Origin of the sequence: Vibrio sp. V42_P2S4T144 (assembly GCF_009904715.1) — a bacterium.
Lineage (GTDB): Bacteria > Pseudomonadota > Gammaproteobacteria > Enterobacterales > Vibrionaceae > Vibrio > Vibrio alginolyticus.
Genome location: NZ_WXWS01000342.1, coordinates 1 through 3009, shown reverse-complemented (window position 1 = coordinate 3009; position 3009 = coordinate 1). Strand labels below are relative to the sequence as shown.

1 protein-coding gene is annotated in these 3009 nt (G+C 45.7%); it reads right to left on the bottom strand.

The window, feature by feature from the left end; genetic code table 11:
• Window positions 1-50: 50 nt before the first annotated feature.
• Window positions 51-2837, bottom strand: coding sequence for a DNA polymerase I (polA, locus tag CAG68_RS11945; RefSeq protein ID WP_161441190.1), 2787 nt, complete (start codon window positions 2835-2837; stop codon window positions 51-53).
• Window positions 2838-3009: the final 172 nt, after the last annotated feature.

The following is a 3009-nucleotide window of genomic DNA, read 5'->3' as shown; positions in this document are numbered from 1 at the left end:
GCGTTTGTGCGCTGGCTCATAATTAATTGGTTATTTTGGTCTAAAAGTGACTAATGAGCTTGATCCCAGTTATCACCGTGACCTGCTTCTGCAACCAACGGTACTTTTAGCTCTGCTGCAGATTCCATCAATTTCTGTACTTTACTTTCAATTTCGGACAATGATGACTCTTCAACTTCAAAGACCAATTCATCGTGTACTTGCATTAATAACTTCACACGACCATTGCCTTCTTCCTGAATCCACTGATCAACCAACAGCATCGCTTTCTTAATGATGTCCGCAGCCGTACCTTGCATTGGTGCGTTGATTGCCGCACGTTCAGCAGCTTTACGACGCATCCCGTTGCGCGATTTGATTTCTGGTAAATGCAAACGTCGACCAAAAATCGTTTCAACATACCCTTTATCTGCTGCCGTGCTGCGTGTGTCTTCCATGTACTGCATCACGCCTGGGTAACGTTCAAAGTATGTATCCATGTACGCTTGAGCCTCACCACGAGGAATGCCTAATTGCTTCGCCAAACCAAACGCACTCATGCCGTAAATAAGACCGAAATTAACCGCTTTCGCACGACGACGTTGCTCACTTGAAACGTCTTCAATAGAAACACCCATGATTTCTGCTGCGGTTGCCGCGTGGATATCTTTGCCATCACGGAATGCATCCAATAACGCTTGGTCACCAGAAAGGTGCGCCATGATGCGAAGTTCGATTTGCGAGTAGTCGACCGCTAAGATTTTATGCCCTGATGGCGCGACAAACGCTTGACGAATACGACGGCCAGCTTCGTTACGAATTGGAATGTTCTGTAAGTTCGGATCAGTAGAAGATAGACGACCCGTTGCAGTCACTGCTTGGTGGTAAGAAGTATGCACGCGCCCCGTTGATAGGTTGATCATCTTCGGCAGTTTGTCGGTGTAAGTTGATTTTAGCTTCGCCAAACCACGGTATTCCAAAATCAGTTTTGGTAGTGGGTAGTCTAGCGCGAGTTCTTGCAGAACTTCTTCATTCGTCGATGGTGTGCCTGATGGCGTTTTCTTCACAACCGGTAAACCCATTTTTTCAAATAGGATGGCTTGTAATTGCTTTGGCGAGTTCATGTTAAACTCTTGCTCTGCAATTTCGTACGCTTTCTTTTCAAGCTCATCAAGGCGAGCGGTAATCTCGACCGACTGCGCACTCAGCTTCATTTCATCGATAAAGACCCCAGTGCGTTCAATGCGCGAAAGAACTGGCACCAACGGCATTTCAATCTCTTCGTAAACTGTCTTCAGGCTTTCATCCTGCTCGATATTAGCAAACAAGCGATTGTGCAGACGAAGGGTCACATCCGCATCTTCTGCCGCGTATGGCGATGCTTGTTCCAGTTCGATTTGGTTAAACGTAAGCTGATTTTTGCCTTTACCTGCAATTTGCTCAAAAGAAATGCAGCTGTGCTGTAGGAAGCGAAGCGCCAAGCTGTCCATATCGTGTTTACCGCCGACACTGTTGTAGATATACGATTCCAACATCGTGTCGTGCTTGATACCTTTTAGCTCAATGTCGTAACGAGCGAGTACAGACGCATCATACTTTAAGTTTTGACCGACTTTTGCTTTCGCTGCATCTTCAAGAATTGGCTTCAGCTGTTCTAGTACCCAATCACGATCAAGCTGTTCAGGCGCATCTAAATAGTCATGTGCAACTGGCACATAAGCCGCAATACCTTCATCGACAGCGAATGACAAACCAACTAGATTCGCTAGCATGTAATCTAGGTTATCGGTCTCCGTATCAAATGCAAACAGCTCAGCCGTTTGAAGTTTATCTAGCCAAGCATTGAAGGTTTCTTTATCCAGAATTGTTTCATATTGGCTGCGATCGATTGTTACCGCAGAAGTTTCCATCTCGGCTTGAGAAGAAGAAGCTTGTGAAGATCCTGCAAGCTCTACGGCCTCCACTGATCCAGAACCGCCTTCAAGTAGTTCATTCAACCAAGATTTAAACGTCAGTTGGCCATACAGCTTCACTAATTCGTCTTTATTTGGTTCCGCTTTCAGCAATGATTCTGGCGTTTCCTCAAGCTCAACATCCAATTTGATGGTCGCGAGCTCATACGAAAGCATGGCATTTTCTTTGTTGTCGATGAGCTTTTTCGCCATGGTTTTAGAACCACGGAAACCAAGCCCTGCAATATCATCGAGGTTTTCATACAACTTCGTCAGACCACCAATACCTTGCAGTAGTGCGGTCGCTGTTTTATCACCGACACCCGGTACACCAGGAATGTTATCTACTTTATCGCCCATCAGTGCTAAGTAGTCGATGATCAACTCAGGTGGAATGCCAAACTTTTCAACCACACCTTCACGATCCATTACGACGTTCGTCATGGTGTTGATCAAGGTAATGTTATCATCCACTAGCTGCGCCATGTCTTTATCACCAGTACTGATCAATACAGGCATGCCCTTTTGTGATGCTTGGTATGCTAACGTACCGATGACGTCATCCGCCTCGACGCCAGGAACACAGATCAGCGGCAAACCCATTGCACGAATAACATTGTGTAATGGTTCAATTTGACAACGCAGGTCATCCGGCATTGGCGGACGATTAGCTTTGTATTCTGCATACATATCATCACGAAAGGTTTTTCCCTTTGCATCGAAAACCACCGCGATGCGCTCAGACGCAAACTGACGCATCATGCTGCGTAACATGTTCACGACGCCGTAAACGGCATTAGTTGGAATTTCACCATTGCTCATGGTGCCCGGGTAGGCGTGAAAAGCGCGATATAGGTAAGAAGAGCCGTCGATAAGGATCAACGGATTTTCAGGAATACTTGCCATAATTGTCTGTATCCAATTCAGTACTTGAGAGATCTGCCTAGGATGCCATGACTGCTGATCTGAATCTATCTTGTTCGCTCGATCTAGGTCGCGTAAATTTTTCCGACTTTATTCAAGAAAACACCACCCCTGTGGATAACTCTGTTTATAGAAATTATCCACTGGTTATCCA